The organism is Achromobacter sp. CSND-B12 (genome assembly GCF_052906545.1).
The window spans coordinates 2,820,595-2,838,490 of sequence record NZ_JBREGJ010000001.1 but is presented as its reverse complement, the minus strand read 5'-3'; the positions used below and the strand labels follow the sequence as shown (position 1 = coordinate 2,838,490).

Below are 17,896 nucleotides of genomic sequence, written 5' to 3'. Positions count from 1 at the left end.
GTAGCTGTAACAGGGGTGGAAAATGAAGGCGACAATGCGGGTCAGCGATAACACGTCTAACGGCGCGAACCTGCGCGCGGGCAACCGCGTCGGCGGCCGCGCCAACGATCACGCGCATCGCCGCGCCTGCCTCTGCGCCTATCACTGCGCGGATCCGCAAGCTGCCCTCAAGGTCCGCGCATGAAGCCCGCGCGCAATCCCATGGCCGCGGTCCACGGCCCGCAATCCGGACGGTATCAGAAAACCGCCATGAAATCCCCACGCACCGCCGACGCCCGCGCCGGCCTGCGCCGCTGGCTGCCCTTGCTGGCGCTGTTCACGGCGGCGTGCGCGCCCGTCGACGCCCAGCAGCGCACCGCATCCGTCAATACCCAGCCGCAACCCGCCGCGCAAGCGCCGCAACCGGCCATCGCCGTGCCGCCGGCCGTGCCGCCGGCCGTGCTGGCGGGCTTGCCGCCCACCGCCGAAACGCCCGCGCTGGCCGCCGTGGTGGCCGCGCGCGAAGCCATGAATCGCAAGCAGTGGTCGATCCTGGGCGCCCTGGTGCCCCAGGCCAAGTCCGATCCGCTCGGCATGTATCCCGAATACTGGCTGTTGCGCTACCAGTTGTGGAGCCCGCCCGCGGGCGGGCGCCCCAACGCCGAGTTGCAGAAGTTCATCAACGGCAATGGCGACGCTTACCTGGCCGACCGGCTGCGCGCCGACTGGCTGCTGGCCGCCGCGCGCAGCGGCGACTTCGAGACCGTGCGCAAGCTGGCTCCGGTCAAGAACAGCAACGCCCAGGTCGAATGCGCCATCCTCAACGCCAAGCACATGACCGGCCAGCGTGCCACGGCCGCGCAGGCCATGGCGGTGTTCGCGCCGGGCAGCGCCTGCTGGACGCTTTACGACCAGCTGGTGGCCGACAACGTCCTGGGCTGGGACCAGCTTGAACCGCAGTTGCGCGACGCCATCGAGGCCAACAAGACCACCGACGCGCGCAAGTTCGTGCAGTACATGTTCGAGCCGCGCGACCAGAAGACCTACGACGTCCTCATCAAGGACCCGATGCGCTGGCTGACGCGGCAGGACCGCCTGCCGGTGGGCCGCAACGAAAAAGAACTGGTCACCATCGCCCTGGCGCGCCTGGCCCGTTCCGACATCAACGTGGCCGATTCCTACCTGCGGCGCGAATGGGCCAAGTCCATGGCCAAGTCGAACCTGGCCTGGATCCGCGGCCAGTACGCGCTGGTGGCCGCGCTCAACCTGGACAGCCGCGCCGACGATTGGTACCACGAGGCCGGCCATATCCGCATGACGGAATACAACGCCGGCTGGAAGGTGCGGGCCGCGCTGCGCCAGCCCAAGATCGACTGGAAGTGGGTCATCGAGTCCATCGACCAGATGCCTGCAGCACAACAGCAGGATCCATCCTGGATCTACTGGAAGGCGCGCGGCATGGCCGCCACCGGCCGCCGCGACCAGGCCAATGCGGCCTACGCCTCCATCGCCGACCGCTTCGACTTCTACGGCCAGTTGGCCGCCGAGGAACTGGGCCGGCGCATCACCGTGCCGCCGCGCCCGGCGCCCATCAGCGACAGCGAGATCGCCGAGGCTCGTGCCAACCCGGGCCTGCGCCGCGCGGTGCAGCTGTTCCGCCTGGGCTGGCGCCAGGAAGCCGTGCCCGAATGGAACTTCGCGTTGCGCGGCATGAGCGACCGCCAACTGCTTGCCGCCGCCGAACTGGCACGCGCCGAGAACATCTACGACCGCGTGGTCAATACGTCCGACCGCACCGAGAAGGAATTCGACTTCAGCCAGCGCTTCATCGCGCCGTTCGAGGGCCGCGTCACCGCCAAGGCCAACGCCATCGCGCTCGACCCCGCCTGGGTCTACGGCCTGATCCGCCAGGAATCGCGCTTCATCATGGACGCGCGCTCGCACGTCGGCGCCTCCGGCCTGATGCAGCTGATGCCGGCCACGGCCAAATGGGTCGCGGGCAAGATCGGCATGAGCAACTTCACGCCCGACAGCGTCAACGACTTCGACACCAACACCGAGCTGGGCACCAACTACCTGAACATGGTGCTGCGCGATCTGAACGGCTCGCAGATGCTGGCCAGCGCCGGCTACAACGCCGGTCCGCGCCGCCCGCACAACTGGCGCTCGACCTTCAATCACCCCGTCGAAGGCGCGATCTTCGCCGAAACCATCCCGTTCAACGAGACGCGCACCTACGTCAAGAACGTGATGTCCAACTCGGTCTACTACGCCGCCATGTTCAGCGGCCAGCCGCAGTCGCTGAAAGAGCGGCTGGGCAACGTCGTGCCGCTGGGCGCGGAAAGCACCACCCTGCCATGACGGCGGATGTGGCGACGCAGGGCTTGCAGGCCTACATCGTGGGCGGCGCGGTGCGCGACGCGCTGCTCGGCCTGACGCCCGGCGATCACGACTGGGTGGTGGTCGGCGCCACGCCCGAGGACATGGCGCGGCGCGGCTTCATTCCGGTGGGTGGCGATTTCCCGGTGTTCCTGCACCCGGTCACCAAAGAGGAATACGCGCTGGCGCGCACCGAACGCAAGTCGGGCCGCGGCTACAAGGGTTTCACGTTCTACACGGGCACCGACGTCACGCTTGAAGAGGACCTGCGCCGCCGCGATCTGACGGTCAACGCCATTGCGCAGAAGCAGGACGGCGAACTGGTCGATCCGCTCGGCGGCGCCGCCGACGTGCGGGCCCGCGTGTTCCGCCATGTGGGCGAGGCATTCCAGGAAGATCCCGTGCGCATCCTGCGCCTGGCCCGCTTCGCCGCGCGTTTCGCCGACTTCAGCGTCGCGCCCGAGACCATGGCCCTGTGCCGCCAGATGGTCGAGGCCGGCGAGGCCGACGCCCTGGTGCCCGAGCGCGTCTGGAAAGAAGTGTCGCGCGGCTTGATGGCGGCCGCGCCGTCGCGCATGCTGGACGTGTTGCGGCAGTCGGGGGCGCTGGAGCGCGTCATGCCCGAATTGACAGGGTCCGAGGAGACCGGTGGCGACGTCGATCGCGCGGCCGCGCGCAAGCTGTCGCTGCCGGGCCGCTATGCGCTGCTGTGCCGGCTGTCGCCCGGACGCGAGGCCCTGGGCCGGCGCTTGCGCGTGCCTACCGAGTGCAACGACTACGCGCGTCTGCTGCCCGACATGTTGACGGGTCTGGATGCCGCGCAGGCGGCTGGCGCCGACCCGGCCGATGCGCAGCTTGCGCTGATGGAGCGGGTGGATGCGTTGCGCAAGCCTGAGCGCTTCCTTGATCTGCTGGCGGCGGCGGCGGTGCTGCGCCCGGTGGATGGCAATGCCTGGCGCGATCGGGCCGAAGCCGTGCGCGGCGTGGATGCCGGCGCCATCGCTCGCTCCTGCGCGGGCGATCCGGCGCGCATCAAGCAGAGCCTGCGCGAGGCGCGCCTGCAGCGGCTGCGCGCCGCCTGACGCCGCCCCTTCCTACAGCTTGCCGAGGCGGTCGCCGCGCGCAAAGCCGATCAGCGGCTGCGTGATGCCGCGGCCCACCGCCAGCACCTTGAACAGTTCGCCCATCTCGGCTTCCGACAGCAGCTTCTGCACCGGCGCCACCGCCTGCGCGTAAGCGCGCGCATCGGTCGGATCCAGTTGCGCCAGCAATTCCATCAAGCCGGCGTTCATCAGGAAGCGCGCCTGCGAGGTATATCCCAGCACCTGCAGACCCGCTGCCTGCGCCGCATCCGCCATGGCGGTGAAGTCGACGTGCGCCGTGATGTCCTGCAGCCCCGGCGCGGTGAACGGATCGCCATGCGCGTGGTGGCGCAGATGGCACATCAGCGTGCCGCCGGCGCGTTGCGGGTGGTAGTACTCGCCCTGCGGAAAGCCATAGTCGACCAGCAGCGCCGCGCCTTGTTCCAGCCAGTCGCTCATGGCGTCGATCCAGGCTTCGGCCTGCAGGTTGATCTCGGACACATACCCCGGCAACGCCGGCATGCGCGCTGCCACCGCCTCTGCCAGGCGCCGCGGAGCCGGCCGGTCTTCCCAGACGAAGCCCTGGGCCGGGTCCAGCGTCACGCCGCGTTCCAGCACCACGCCGTCGTCGCTCCAGCGGAATAGCGACACCGGCATCGCGTCCAGCACCTCGTTGGCCAGCACGCAACCGCGGAAACGTTCGGGCAGCGCATCCAGCCAGCGCACCCGCTCGCCGAACGGCGCCAGCCGCTCGGCCTGGCGCGCGCGCAGGTCGGCCGACACTTCGAGAATCAGGTACTGCGTATCCTGCAGCCCCTGCGCATCCAGCTCGCGCAGCACGCCTTCGGCCAGCGCGCCGGTGCCGGCGCCGAACTCCAGCACCGTCTGGGTATCGGTCTGGCGTAGCACCTGGGCGACCTGGCGCGCCAGGGTACGGGCGAACAGCGGCGTCAGTTGCGGTGCGGTGACGAAATCGCCCGCGGGCGCGCGCGCATCGGCTTCGGCCAGCTTGACGTTGCCGGCCGCGTAGTAGCCCAGCCCCGGCGCATACAGCGCCTCGGCCATCCAGTGATCGAACGGCAGCCAGCCCGAAGCGGCGGCGATGGCGGCGCGCAGATGCGCGGCGGCGGCTTCGCTATGGGCCTGGGCGGCGGGAGACAGCGGGGGCAGGTTGGCGGGAGCGGGGCGTTGCATGGCGGAAGGAAAGGCGTCTTGAATAGGGCATTTTCCCAAAAAACAAACCCCGCGACAGGCGCGGGGTTTGTTGGGTGCCGATCAGGGCTTAGCCGCGGCGGGCGCCGGCCGGCTTGTTGAAGCGCTTGGCGGGGCCGCCGGGGCGCTTGTCGAAGCTGGGACGGTCACGGAAACCGCCTTCCGAGCGGTCGCCGCCGCGGAAGCCGCCTTCGCGCTGCGGCCGGTCGCCAAAGCTGGGGCGATCGCTGAAGCTCGGACGCGAGTCGCGGTCGCCGCCACGGAAGCCGCCTTCACGCGGGCCGCGCTCGTTGAACGGACGCGGATCACGCTGCGGGCGATCGCCGAAGCTGGGGCGGTCGCTGAAGCTCGGGCGCGAATCACGGTCGCCGCCACGGAAACCGCCTTCACGCGGGGGGCGGTCGCCAAAGGGGCGATTGCCCTGGTAGCCGCCTTCGCGCTGGGGACGATCACCGAAGCTGGGACGATCGCCGAACGAACGGGCCGGGCGGTCGCCGAACGGGCGGTTGCCTTGGTAGCCGCCGCCTTCGCGGGCGCCCTGGTAGCCGCCTTCGCGCGGCTTGAATTCACCACGCGGACCGCCGAACGAGCGGCCTTCACGCGAACCGCCGTCACGGTGGCCCTGGTAGCCGCCGCCGAAGCCGCCCGGACGCTTGCCGAAAGGCTTGCCGCCGCGCGGCGCGCCGCCGGTCGACGGACGCGGGGTGCGCTTGGGTTCCAGGCCGGCGATCACTTCGGGCGTGATGGACTGGCCAATGTAGTGTTCGATACGGCGCACCTTGTGGCGCTCGGAATGCGTGGCCAGCGTGAACGCCAGGCCGTTGCGACCGGCGCGGCCGGTACGGCCGATACGGTGCACGTAGTCCTCGGCCTGCATCGGCAGGTCGAAGTTGACGGCGTGGCTGATGCCTTGCACGTCGATGCCGCGGGCGGCCACGTCGGTGGCGACCAGGATGCGCAGTTGGCCGCGCTGCAGCTGCGACAGCGTGCGGGTGCGTTGGCGCTGGTTCATGTCGCCGTGCAGGGCGGCGGCGGCAAAGCCCTGGTCGGCCAGGTGGTCGGCCAGATCGTCGGCGCCGCGCTTGGTCGACGTAAAGACGATGGCCTGGTCCAGCGAAGCGTCGCGCAGGACGTGGTCCAGCAGCTGCATCTTGTGGCTGGCGTCGTCCGCGTACAGCAGGCTCTGCGTGATGTTGGTGTGCTTTTCCTTGGCGCCGGCGACTTCGATGCGCCGCGGGTCGCGCATCATGCGCGCGGCCAGCTTGGCAACGGTGCCGTCCAGCGTGGCCGAGAACAGCAGCGTCTGGCGTTCGGCCGGCAGGCGGCCAACGATGGTTTCGATGTCCTCGATGAAGCCCATGTCCAGCATGCGGTCGGCTTCGTCCAGCACCAGGGTGTGCACGGTGTTCAGTTTGACGCGACCCGAGTTCAGGTGGTCGATCAGGCGGCCGGGCGTGGCCACCAGCACATCGACGCGGCGCGACAGCGCCTTCAGCTGAGCGCCGTAGGGCATGCCGCCGACGACGGTGGCGGTGCGCAGGTCGGCCAGCTTGCGGCCGTAGGTGGCGGTGGCGTCGGTGACCTGCAGGGCCAGTTCGCGCGTCGGGGCCAGCACCAGCACTTGCACGCCGACGCCCTTGTTGGCGGGCGTCTGGGCGATGCGGTGCAGCGCCGGCAGCATGAAGGCGGCGGTCTTGCCGCTACCGGTCTGCGACGACACCATCAGGTCGTGGCCGGCCAGCGCCTGCGGAATGGCCGAGGCTTGAACGGTGGTGGGGGTGGTGAAGCCAGCGTCTTGCAGGGCCGACAGCAGGGCGGGCGCCAGGCCCAGGTTTTCGAAAGACATTACTTTCCCTTGCCGCGATCAAATGCGGCGCAGTGCTTGGTCGGGCCAGGGGATTAGGCGGCCGGATCCAGGCGACGGTTGATGGAGCATCGTGCCGACCGAATCAACCGTGCGCGTGGCGCGTTCCCGTGATGCTGCTTGGAACGCAGGGCGAAAGGAAAGGAGGTCAGGAATCGATGATGTTCGGCATGGGCCGGGCTTGGTTGCCCGGCAGACTGCTGAAATTTCCGCTAAATCAAGGCGGTAAATGCCGAACTCGTTTGGTGCAGTGCGGCGATCATAACCCGAATTCGCCTTGTGCGGGAATTATTTTTTTGTCCAGCTTCCAATCAATAGGGTTTTTCCCTTGGTCGCTCAACCAACGGTTGGTCGCCAGGAAATGGCCGCAGCCCAGGAACGGCACGGGCGGGCGCCGGGCGGACAGGGGAGAAGGATGATTGGCCATCAGCACCAGATGGCCACTGTCGTGCGGAAGCAACGCCTGCTTGGCCTGGGCGTGGGCGCCCCACAGCATGAAAACCTTCGGAGACGGGTCCTGCGCCACCAGGGCGATGAGCGCATCCGTCACGGTTTCCCAACCCCGCTTGGCGTGGGACGCGGGTTGCCCGTCCTCCACCGTGAGGGCGGTGTTGAGCAGCAACACGCCTTGAGCGGCCCACGGCGTCAGGTCATTGCCGGCCGGCAGCGGCGTGCCGGGATATTCCTGCGCGATTTCATTGAAGATGTTGCGCAGGCTGGGCGGGCGCTTGCAGTCGTCCGGCACCGAGAATGCCAGCCCTTGTGCCTGTCCAGGGCCGTGATACGGGTCCTGGCCCAGGATCACCACTCGCACGTCCGAGGGCGCCAGGCCGTGCAGGGCGCGAAAGGGCGTGGCCGGATAGATCACCGCGCCTTCGGCAAGGCGCTTTTCCACATGGGCGGTCACGGCCTGTAGCGCCGTGGCGACGCGTGGGGCCTGCAGGGCGGCCTGCCAGGCGGCGGGCAATTGTGCCGTCTGGGCGGCGAGGGCGGAGGGAATCAGGCGGTTATCGATCGGCATGGGCGCGATTTTGGCACAGCGCGGGCATGGCAGCGCTTGCCCGGTAAATGCCTCTTGCGCAGCGAATTCAGACTTATCTCATAGCCAGCCGGCCAGCCTCCCGGCTAATTTGCGGCGTAATCGCATGCTACTGGTTCGAAGATGTGCGCCACTCGCATTTTTTTGGTTCATGCCTGAACGTCTGTGAAAACAAGGCATAAATTGAAATGTGCGCTTAATTAATCTCGGAATCTTCCGTTATGGATGGAAACCGGCAATTTCAATAAGAAACAAGTGCATACCGTCTTCATGCGAAGACGCCTCCGGCAGAGGCGTCTTCCCAGTTTGGCGCTGTCCATTTCGTTCGTCGCCATTTTCGCCATTTTGCCTCCCGCCGCTGCGCAGCTTTCGCCCGCGGAAGCGGCCGCGCGCGCCAGCGACATCCAGCGCCGCCAGGAACAGGAACTGGACGCCCAGCGCGCCCGCGCCGCCGAGCGGCCGGACGTGCTGTCGGCCCCCGCTGCGCCAGCAGCGGCCGACGGTGTCCTGGTGCTGCCGACGGAATCGCCTTGCTTTACCGTTGCCAAGGTGGCTTGGGATGGCCCCGCGCCGCCTGCCACGGTGCGCCGGGCCAGCGAAGGGGTACTAAGCCAGTGCGTGGGTGGGCAAGGCCTGCAAGCCCTGCAGGCCCACCTGATGGCGCGCCTGATCGACCGCGGCCTGATCACCGCCCGCGTGCTGGTGCCGGAGCAATCGCTGGCCAGCGGCACCCTGACCCTGCGCTACGTGCCCGGCCGCATCTCCGGGGTCAAGAGCGACGGCGCGCCCGGCTGGTGGCGCACCGCGCTGCCCACTTGGCCGGGCGGCGAGGTCAATCAGCGTGACCTGGACCAGGCGCTCGAAAATATCCGCCGCCTGGCCGGCCAGGCGGACGCGTCGATCGACGTCGCGCCCGGTCCCGAGCTGGGCGATTCCGACATCATCATCAAGCCCGGCACCGGCAAGCGCTGGCATGCCTACGTGGGTGGCGACAACGCCGGCATGGAATCGACCGGCAAGAACCAGGTGAACGCCGGACTCACGCTCGATTCGCCGCTGTTCCTGTACGACCAGTTGTCGGTGTCCTGGAACAGCAACGCCGACCTGCGCAACAACGACGCCGGCTCGCGCGCCGCGTCGGTCAACTACAGCATTCCGTTCGGCTACTGGACCCTGTTCGCCGGCGCCAGCAAGTCGCGCTATCGCCAGACGGTGGCCGGTTTCGAAGAGCCCATCGTCTACGGCGGCACCAGCAAGCAGATCGAGGCGGGCGTGTCGGTGGTGCCGTACCGCGGCGCCAGCTACAAGGGCACCGCCATGTTGAAGTTCCTGCGCAAGCGTGCCAACAGCACCCTCAACGACATCGACATCGAGGTGCAGCGGCGCGACGTGGTCGGCTACGAGTTCAGCTACGGCCACCGCCAATACATCGACCAGATGGTGCTGGATCTTGGCGGCGGCGTGCGCGGCACGTTGCCGCAGTTCTCCGACCAGCCCGGCTACGTCTACGGCGATCCCGACTGGAACGGCCGCAGCACCATCCTGACGGCCAACGCCGGCCTTTACCTGCCCTTCAAGGTGGCCGGCCAGCAAATGGCCTACCAGGCCAATTGGCAGATCCAGCACGCCAAGACGCCCATCGTGCCCGCGGATTACTTCACCATCGGCAACCGCTATGCGGTGCGCGGCTTCGATGGCCAGATGACGCTGGCCGCGGAAGACGGCTGGACCCTGCGCAATGACCTGTCGCTGAACCTGGGCAACCTGGGCCAGCAACTTTACACGGGCCTGGATGCCGGCCGCGTTGGCGGCCCTTCGGCCGAGTACCTGGCCAGCCGCACGCTGGTCGGCGCGGTGGCCGGCTTGCGAGGGCGCATCGCCATGCCCTATGTCAACGCCAGCTACGACCTGTCGGCCGGCTGGCCCCTGAAAAAACCCGACAACTTGAAGACCCAGAGCACGGTCTTCGCCGCCACGCTGATGTTCGAGTTCTAGACCGGGCGGGCCCTGGGCCCGGTCCGCCGTTCGATCTGTTGCTTCACGCTTACCGAGAGTCGCCTCGCCATGTCCAAGCTTCGTTCCGTAGTCGTCTGGTTGGTGCTGTATACGCAGGTCTGGACGCCCGTGCTGGCACAGACACTGCCCATCTCCGTGGACAAGAACGTGGCGGGCCAACGGCCCGTGGTGGGCACAGCCAACGGCGTGCCGGTGGTCAACATTGCGCCGCCCTCGGCCGGCGGCGTCTCGAACAACCGCTTCACCCAGTTCAACGTCGGTCCCTCGGGCGTCGTGCTGAACAACAGTGGGGCGGCGAGCCAGACGCAACTGGCAGGCCAGGTGGCGGGCAATCCGATGCTGGGCAACCAGCGCGCCGCCACCATCCTGAACCAGGTCACGGCAAACAATCCGTCGCGCTTGATGGGCATGTTGGAAGTCGCGGGCAACCGCGCCAACGTCATTGTCGCCAATCCGGCCGGCATTACCTGCAACGGCTGCGGCTTCCTGAATGCCAACCGCGCCACGCTGACCACCGGCAAGCCGATGATCGGTCCGGACGGCACCCTGGGCTTTGACATTGCCAGCGGTCGTCTCGCCATCGAGGGCGCGGGCCTGTATGGCGCGAACCTCAGTCAAGTCGACCTGCTGGCTCGAACACTGGAGCTGAACGCGCAGGTGTGGGCTGATCGTCTGAACGTGGTGGCGGGCTCCGCGCGCGTGGGCTACGACGGCATCGATGTGTCGGCATTGGCCGGCGATGGCGCCGGCACGGGCGTCGCGCTGGATGTGGCGGCCCTGGGCGGTATGTACGCCAACAGCATCCGCTTGATCGGCACCGAGGCCGGCGTGGGCGTGAACGTGGGCGGCAACCTGGCGGCCCTGACCGGCACCCTTAGCGTCAGCGCCAATGGCGACGTCAGGATCCTGCCGTCGGGCCGCCTGCAGGCCGCCACCGACCTGTCGGTCCGAAGCGGACGCGACATCATCAACGATGGCACGGCCGCCGCGGGCGGCGCGCTGGCATTGAACGCGGCCGGCAAGTTCGCCAACAACAACGCCATGTCTTCAGGCGCGGGCGCCAGCATCGTGGCGCGTCAAATGGAGAACCGGGGCGCATTCACGGCAGGCCTGCGCAGCGACGGCACCATCAGTCCGCTGGGCGCGTTGAGCGTGCGGGTCGACCAGCTGCTCAACCCCGGCTCGCTCGTGGCAGGCGGCGATGCCACGGTAACCGCCGGCGTGCTGGGCCTGTCCGGCGGCAAGTTCGTCGCCGGCGGGCTACTGACGCTGGACGCCAGCGGCGCGATCAGCAATCGCGGCGGCGCCGTTTATGGCGGCTCGGTGGCGCTGCGCGCCGCCAACCTCGACAACACCGCGGGCAAACTCACCAGCGGCGGCGCGCTCGAGGGCCGCGTGGCAGGCATGGTCGACAACACCGGCGGCACGCTGGCAGGCGCGGGCGCCGTCGACATCAGCGGCAAATCCTTGGTCAACGCAGCGGGGGGAGTGGTTTCGGGCGACAGCGTGGCGTTGCGCGGCAACGCCGGCATCGACAATCAGGGCGGATCGGTCCAGGCCAATGGCGCGCTGCGTGTCGAAACGGCGGGTGCGTTGGACAATCGGGGCGGCAAGCTGTTGGGCGGCAGCGCCGAGATCCAGGCGGCCAGCCTGGACAACCGCGCTGGCGTGGCGCAGGCGGATGGCAAGCTGGCCATTGCCAACACCGGCGCGCTGCGCAACCAGGGCGGCGGTCTGTATGGCGGTTCGGCCGACTTGAAGACGGGCAGCCTGGAGAACGCGGGCGGGCGCATCGCGACCGGCGGCGCGCTCGATCTGAATGCGGACGGCGCCGTCGACAATATCGGCGGCACCATCGCCGCGCAGGGCCAGGCGACGCTGAATGCGCAGCGCCTGGCCAATACCCGCGGCATCGTCGCCGCGAGCGGCCTGACGCTCAAGACACAGGGGGTGCTCGACAACAGCGGCGGCCTGATCCAGGCCGACAATGGCCTGGCCCTGGACGCGGGCAGCGTGAACAACCGCGACACGCTCGCCAACGGTATCGCGGGCGCTGGCGGCACCGCTGCCGGGGCCCTCGGGTTGATGGGCAAGCAGGTCACCTTGAACACCGGTTCGGTCGACAATCAGGCCGGTCGCATCGGCGCCGGACAGGACCTGGCGCTGACCACCGGCACGCTCGAGAACGCGCGTGGCAACGTGTCGTCCGATGCCAAGGCCACGCTGGCTTTCACCCGCCTGGCCAACACGGGTGGCGCGCTGACCGCGGGAGCATCGCTGGAACTCGTGACCGGCAGCCTGGACAACGATGGCAAGATCCACTCGGGCCAGGACCTGAAGATAACGGCGGATACGCTCACCAACCGCGCGGGCGGTGAATTGATTGCCGTGCGCAACAACGAACTGGTCATCGGCGGCCTGCTGGCCAACGCCGGCCTGATCGACGGCGGCTACACCCGCATCACCGCCGGCAACCTGGTCAACACCGGACGCATTTATGGCGACCGCATCGGCATCCAGACGCCGTTGCTGCAGAACGAGCCCAACGCCGTCATCGCCTCTCGTGGCGACATGGACCTGGGCGTGGGCACGCTGACCAACCGCGAGCATGCGCTGATCTATGCGGCAGGCGACCTGCGGATCGGCGGCGCGCTGGACGGCGCCGGCAAGGCGGCGGGGCAGGCGACGCTGCTGGCCAACGAATCGGCCACCATCGAGGCCGAGCGCAACGCAGACATCGCCGCGGCCAGTATCCAGAACCGCAATCTGCACTTTGCCAGCGAAACGGTGGAGGTCGGCCGCGGTCCCAAGCTGTATTACCGCCTGGAGAATTCCACCGAGTTCCTGGACGGCTCCAAGCTGTGGCTCTGCGATGCCGTGACGGAACTGTGCGGCCGTGATCCCGTGACGTTCCTGGAGGATGATTCGGAGCGGCGCCTGTTGCTGCCGTCCACAAAATACCCCGAGTCGCGCTACGGGCCGCCCTTCGACTATTTCAAGGGACAGCGGGGCAAGGCCGGCGTCAGCGCGCCCATTCCGCCCGCGTGGCTGCCCGACCAATATGTCTGCGACGGACCCGGCGGCGACGCCGGCGGGTCTTGCGCCACCCAGCCAGGAGGGCCGCGCTACAAGGCGGGCGAACGCATCTGGAGCGTGTTCGATGTCGCCGAACCCGTGGCTGTTCCTCCCATGGTGGAACAGAAATGCAACGGCAATCAGATTTGCCTCGTATCGACGCCGGAACGCGAGCAGGCGCTGGCCCTGAACAAGGCCCGCCACGATGAACTCGCGGGAAAGATCTACGCCTTCAACGCGGACTTCAACAGCAGGTTGGTCAAGAACTTCTTCTACTACAAGGTCGAGGAAGTCGTCATGGAAAGCCGCACCTTGTCGACAGATCCCGCCAAGATCATTGTCGGCGGCGCCGCCACATTCACCGGTACGGTCACCAATGACAAGAGCCGCATTGTCGCCGGTGGCACCTTGTCGGTGGCGGGGCCCGCGATCAACAACGTGGGCGCCGAAGGTGTCCGTTCAATCGAGCGGACAGGCATCGAAGTGCGCACGGTCGGCAAAGGGCAGGATCGCAATGAAAGCACCTCCGACTACAAGGACGTCGTGGCGCCCCAGCGCATCGAACTGGCCGTGGCCAGCTCGGACGGCAATACCGCGCCGCCCCAGACCGGCAATCGGTCGCCAGGCGCCAGCGCCATCGCCAATATTCAGGCGCCCGCGCGGGTCCTGGAGGTCGGCCTGCCTGGCAAGGGGGTCATTCGGGTCGTGACCCTGCCGCCCACGGTTCCCACCAACACCCTGTATCGCGTCATGACGGCGCCGGAAGCGCCGTACCTGATCGCCACCGACAGCCGGTTCCTGGGCCAGCGCCAACCCGTATCAAGCGACTTTCTGCTGCAGAAAATCAACCAGGACAGCGGCCACATTCTCAAGCGTCTGGGCGACGGCTTCTATGAGCAGAAGCTGGTCGCCGAGCAGATCATGCTGGCCACCGGGCAACGCTTCGTCGGCGACTATACCGACAATGAATCCCAGTACAAGGCCCTGCTGGCCGCGGGTGCGGACTTCGCCACTCAATACGGGCTGACGGTGGGGACGGCCCTGTCCGAAGAGCAGATGCGGCACCTGACCAGCGACATTGTGTGGCTGGTGGAACAGACGGTCACGCTGCCTGATGGAAGCCAGCAGACGGTGCTTACGCCGCAGGTATATCTTGCCGTCAAGCCGGGCGACCTGCGTGGCGACGGTACGTTGATCGCGGGGCGCGACACGCGCATAAACACCTCGGGCGACGTCAATAACAGCGGCACCATCGGCGCGCGCAACGCGTTGGTCGTCGAGGCCGAGAACGTACGCAATACTGTTGGCTCGATGCAGGGCAAGACGGTAAACCTGGCGGCGCGCAACGATATCGAGAATCTGGCGGGGTTGCTCAAGGGCGACAAGGTCGCGTTGAGCGCCGGGCGCGATGTCAATCTGAAAGCCTCGACGCAATCGAACGCCAGCGGCGGGGTCAGCAGCACGCGGGTCGACGGCGTGGCGCGTATCGACGCCGGTGACTTGAATGTGCAAGCCGGGCGCGACGTCAACGCGCAGGCCGCGGGTATTGCCGCGACCGGTGACGCGCGTATCCAGGCGGGCAACGATATCAACCTGACCACCGAGCAGGAGCGGTATGCCGAGTCATACGACTACGGCAAGAAGAATCGCTCCGAGATGCGGTCTGCCACCGAAGTGGGATCGCGCATCGTCGCTGGCGGCAATCTCACGCTGATTGCCGGACAGGACGTGAACGCTCGCGCGGCCGAAGTCACCTCGGACAAGCAGCTGGCCGTGGGGGCGGGACGCGACATCAATGTCGTCGCCGGCACCGACAGCAATTACGCCTACAGCGAGACCTATTACAAGAAGCGTGGGTTCCTGTCGAGCAAGAGCGAACACCGCAAGACCGAGTCGGACTGGACAACATCGGCTTCCTCGACTTTCACGGGCGACAGTGCAGTGCTGATGGCCGGACGCGACCTGAACGTCGTTGGCTCCAATGTGGCAGCCCAGAACGACCTTGTCATGTCGGCTGACCGTAACGTCAACATCGTGGCAGCGCAGAACACGTCGGAGGAGTACCAGTACGAAAAGGTCAAGAAATCGGGTTTTGGGGCGATGGGCGGCCTGAGCTATGGATCTCGTCAAACCACGGACTGGACGGACACCGAGCGGGGACTGGCCGCCGGTAGCACGATAGGCAGTGTCACAGGCGACGTGTTGATCAACGCGGCGGGGTCGTTGAACGTACTGGGCAGCGACATTCTGGCGCGTCGTGGCGACATCACGATGATTGGGCGCGATGTCAACATCATTGGCGGGGCCGACACCATGCGCCAGCGCGAGGTGCATGAGGTCAAGCAGTCTGGCTTCAGCATCAACGCCAGTACCCCTGTCGTCAGTGCGATGCAGACTGCCGGAAGAATGGGTGAGGCCGCCGGCAAGACGGATAACAAGGTCATGCAGGGGCTTGCATTGGCGACTACCGGGCTGGCAGGCATCAATGCCTACGATGCCGTGATGGGGGCCAAGGACAAGGCGGGCGGCTTCAACGCCAGTATCGATTTTGGCAGCAGTAAGAGCCAAACGACCATCAAGCGGGAATCGACTTCCGTATCTGGCTCGAATGTTGCGGCAGGCAAGGACTTGACCATCGTCGCCAAAGGCGGTGGCAAGGATTCCGACATCACCGTGACGGGTTCGCGTCTGTCCGCCGGGAATAACGCGGTCCTCAAGGCTGATGGCGATATCTTGCTGCAGGCCGCCCAGAACTCTTTCGAGCAGCACACAACCAACAAGAGTTCGAATTCCAGCATCGGCGTGGGGGTGACTGCGGGCAACAACGGCTTTGGCCTTGTGGTCAATCTTGCTGCAGGAGGCGCGCGCGGCTATGCGGATGGCAAGGACACCAGTTGGACCTACACAACCGTTACCGCCGGGAATACGCTGGCGTTGCAGTCTGGTGGAGACACATCGCTTATCGGAGCGGTGGGGCAGGCCGACCAGATCATTGCTTCTGTGGGCAACAACTTGCGCATCGAGACGCTGCAGGACACCAGCACCTATAAGTCCAAGCAGCAAAGCGCGGGCATCAACGCCAGTATCTGCGTATATGGCTATTGCAGCAGCAGCGTGTCCGCCAATGTCTCGCAGGGCAAGATGAACAGCGACTTCAAGTCCGCCACCGAGCAGGCGGGGTTGAAGGCGGGCAATGGCGGTTTCATCGTCGACGTCAAGAACAACACGACATTGATTGGCGGAGTCATAGCCAGCGGGGACCAAGCCGTCATCGATGGCTTGAACCGAGTCAGTACCGGCACCCTGGTTGTCCAGGATCTGAAGAACACAGCCGACTACAAGGCCAGCCAGGTGGCGGTGGGTGGGGGCTATGGCTGGGGCGATTCGAAGACCGGCGTTGGCATGGGCACCACCTCCAAGGGGGAGGTGGCCGGAGGCTCGAAAGCCGAAGCAGGGACGAAGGTGCCAACGACCAGCGGTGGCGTTGGCATGGGAGTGCCCGTCGCGCTGGGTGCGTCGGGTAGAGCCAATTCGACGACCAACAGCGCCATCAGCGGCGGGAAGATTGAGATTCGCGATGAGGCAGGTCAGTTGGCGCTGACGGGAAAGACGGCCGCGGAAACCATTGCTTCGTTGAATCGCGACACATCGTCAGACACGCTGAATGCGCTGAAGCCGATTTTTGATAAGGAGAAGATTGAGGCGGGATTTGCGATCGCTTCGGAGGCCAGTCGTCAGATGGGTCAGTACTTGACCAATCGGGCGAAGGAGGCTGATGAACTGAAGAAGGCGATGAGTACCGAGAACGACCCGACTCGGTATGTGGAGCTCGAGCGTCAATACGAGAATGCCAAGCAATGGCTGCCAGGTGGCACATATCGGCAAGTTGCCAACGCAATCTTGGCTGCGACGGGAAGCAATGTGACCGGTGCGGCTAGCACTATCGCGCAAAACGCAGTGGTTAGCTATCTGCAGCAGCAAGGCGCGGCCCAAATCGGGAAATGGGTAGGGGAAGGCATCATTCGCGGCGGTTCCGCGGAGCATGCAGCGTTGCAAGCGATCGTAGGTTGTGCGGGGGCGGGGGCGAGTGGCCAGAGTTGTGCTGCAGGCGCCGCTGGCGCCGCTGCTGCCGTAGTAATAAGTGCATTGCTGGACAGCTCGAAGGGCAAAAGCAACGAGGATGCGGAGGCCCGTCGCAATCTTGTGGCGTCGCTAATTGCGGGTGCGGCCGCTGTCGCGGGTGCCGAGGGCCTCGCGACCATCACAAGCGCAGCGATTGCGGAGCTGGACAACAATTCCCTCAATCCCCTGCATGATCAAGCTCTTATTGGGCGCTTGGCGCAGATGGAGAAGCTGGAGCCGGAAGAACAGGTCGAATTGCTGCAGCGACTCAAGGCCGCGCACGCGAAGGGTACACAGACCGCTCTGGATCAGATGAAGAGTGTCTTCGGGCCGGAGGAGTTAAAGGAGACGCGGGATCAGTTGGAGTCCATGCTGGGGACGGGGTCTGCTTGCGGTCAGGTTCCGGCGTGCGCGTTGCAACTGACGAGGTCAATCAAAGAACTCGATAGCTTGTTAGTTCAGTACAAGACACAGAGTGAATTGACTCCCAAGGTCGATGCTGCATTGTTGGTCTTCGATCTTGCGACGAGCGGGATCGTAGGGGTGGTGAAGGGGCCCGTCCTAGACGCTATTCGGCTCAGTGCCACACGGGCGGCAGGTGGATCGTTGGAGATGGCTACGGCTAAGATGGCCTATGCCGATGGTGCTTCGTGGTCGGTACGGAATGCTGAGGTGTTGGCATCGGATGGTAAGACTGTGTTGGCAAGGCAAAATCCGATTACCGGAAAATACGAGCCAGCCGGATCATTTCTGCCTGCACCGCCTGTTAGGGAAACCGGTACCGTTTGGGACTTTATTAAGTCTACCCAGCCGAATTATCCTGGGTCAGTAATTCCGAAGTCTTTTGAACTGTCCTTGTCAAATGGTCAGACAGTGTGGGTGCACGGAAATGCGACAGAACACATTGCTGAGTATGCCAAGATGAAGGCCGTAAACTACACTCCAGAGGCGGTCCGCCTAGCATCCCAACAGCAATTGGCCAGCCTACAGGCTGCGGTCAATACCGCGACGAAATCCGGAGTTCCATACGATAAGGTCATAAATATTGGTGGTTGGGAATTAAAATTCTCTCCGACACGGGATGCTGGAGGATATCCAGTTCTTATTCATGCTCTTCCAAAGATGTAA

General features: G+C 65.9%; 8 protein-coding genes. 5 read left to right on the top strand and 3 right to left on the bottom strand.

From position 1 onward, the window contains the following. The first annotated feature begins 22 nt into the window (after nucleotides 1-22). The 3 genes from ACUTAG_RS13285 to ACUTAG_RS13275 all read left to right on the top strand — a co-directional run bounded on the left by ACUTAG_RS13285 (nucleotide 23) and on the right by ACUTAG_RS13275 (nucleotide 3,440). Nucleotides 23-184 carry a hypothetical protein gene (locus ACUTAG_RS13285; protein ID WP_153228310.1) on the top strand — a complete coding sequence of 54 codons (162 nt, stop codon included), beginning with the start codon at nucleotides 23-25 and terminating at the stop codon, nucleotides 182-184. A 65-nt stretch (nucleotides 185-249) separates the two neighbouring features. Beyond that, nucleotides 250-2,340, top strand: coding sequence for a transglycosylase SLT domain-containing protein (locus ACUTAG_RS13280; protein ID WP_446650214.1), 2,091 nt, complete (start codon nucleotides 250-252; stop codon nucleotides 2,338-2,340). Next, nucleotides 2,337-3,440: a tRNA CCA-pyrophosphorylase gene (locus tag ACUTAG_RS13275; protein ID WP_006389803.1), complete on the top strand. Its 1,104-nt coding sequence runs from the start codon at nucleotides 2,337-2,339 to the stop codon at nucleotides 3,438-3,440. The genes ACUTAG_RS13280 and ACUTAG_RS13275 overlap by 4 nt, the downstream gene beginning before the upstream one ends. Nucleotides 3,441-3,452: 12 nt before the next feature. Here ACUTAG_RS13275 and ACUTAG_RS13270 read toward each other — a convergent pair whose 3' ends face one another. The 3 genes from ACUTAG_RS13270 to ACUTAG_RS13260 all read right to left on the bottom strand — a co-directional run bounded on the left by ACUTAG_RS13270 (nucleotide 3,453) and on the right by ACUTAG_RS13260 (nucleotide 7,537). Further along, a complete protein-coding gene (locus tag ACUTAG_RS13270; RefSeq protein ID WP_054482024.1) occupies nucleotides 3,453-4,634 on the bottom strand; it encodes a class I SAM-dependent methyltransferase in 1,182 nt (393 codons plus the stop codon). An 88-nt stretch (nucleotides 4,635-4,722) separates the two neighbouring features. Beyond that, on the bottom strand, nucleotides 4,723-6,498 hold the full coding sequence (locus ACUTAG_RS13265; protein ID WP_446650213.1) for a DEAD/DEAH box helicase: 1,776 nt from the start codon (nucleotides 6,496-6,498) through the stop codon (nucleotides 4,723-4,725). A gap of 277 nt (nucleotides 6,499-6,775) precedes the next feature. After that, nucleotides 6,776-7,537: a uracil-DNA glycosylase gene (locus tag ACUTAG_RS13260; RefSeq protein ID WP_049054922.1), complete on the bottom strand. Its 762-nt coding sequence runs from the start codon at nucleotides 7,535-7,537 to the stop codon at nucleotides 6,776-6,778. 273 nt (nucleotides 7,538-7,810) lie between these two features. On the opposite strand from ACUTAG_RS13260, the gene ACUTAG_RS13255 reads away from it, so the two are divergent. Continuing rightward, entirely contained in the window at nucleotides 7,811-9,550 is a 1,740-nt protein-coding gene (locus ACUTAG_RS13255) for a ShlB/FhaC/HecB family hemolysin secretion/activation protein (RefSeq protein WP_446650212.1), read from the top strand. A 69-nt stretch (nucleotides 9,551-9,619) separates the two neighbouring features. Next, complete coding sequence (locus tag ACUTAG_RS13250; RefSeq protein ID WP_446650211.1) at nucleotides 9,620-17,896, top strand: hemagglutinin repeat-containing protein; 8,277 nt, start codon at nucleotides 9,620-9,622, stop codon at nucleotides 17,894-17,896.